This window comes from Neisseria sp. P0021.S007, from assembly GCF_051956855.1.
Map to the genome: position 1 here is coordinate 1 of NZ_JBQCXA010001298.1, position 503 is coordinate 503.

Sequence of the window (503 nt, forward strand, 5' to 3'; positions counted from 1 at the left end):
GATTTTATGAAATTCACAGTAAATGATTGCCAAAATGATGATTACAAATATTCCATTGAATATAAAATTGGTGGCAAAATCCAAACAAAGAGTGGAAAGCGAAATCAGTTTACGAAAAAATGGTCTGGGGTAGCAAAAAAAGAAGGACAAATTAAAAATAGGGAAGTTAGATATATAGACCTATCTAGACTATTACCTGCTCGTAATTTTGGAAAGGCTATTCTACGAAAAAATCCCAGCAACAGTGCTGTAGATGCAAAACTAACGATGTGCTTATCGCATATTTTAGAAACTAATTTTACTATAACAACCCAATTTTCTCATCAAGATAAGGACACTTTTTGCTATCAAGGGTTATATTCTAGTTTTAATGCTGCCTCAGGCGAAGAATCTTTAATTAGATTATTAAGAGAGATTATAGAGGCATCAGAAAAATCATTAATTTTAATTGATGAAATAGAGGCTAGCTTACACCCCAAAATTCAACGTAGGCTAATAGATAT

Annotated in this window: 1 protein-coding gene; it reads left to right on the forward strand. The window is 31.8% G+C overall.

Annotated features, from left to right (window positions below):
* Nucleotides 1–503: AAA family ATPase (locus ACTHUR_RS18835; RefSeq protein WP_440400298.1), on the forward strand; the 503-nt coding region annotated here is incomplete at both ends.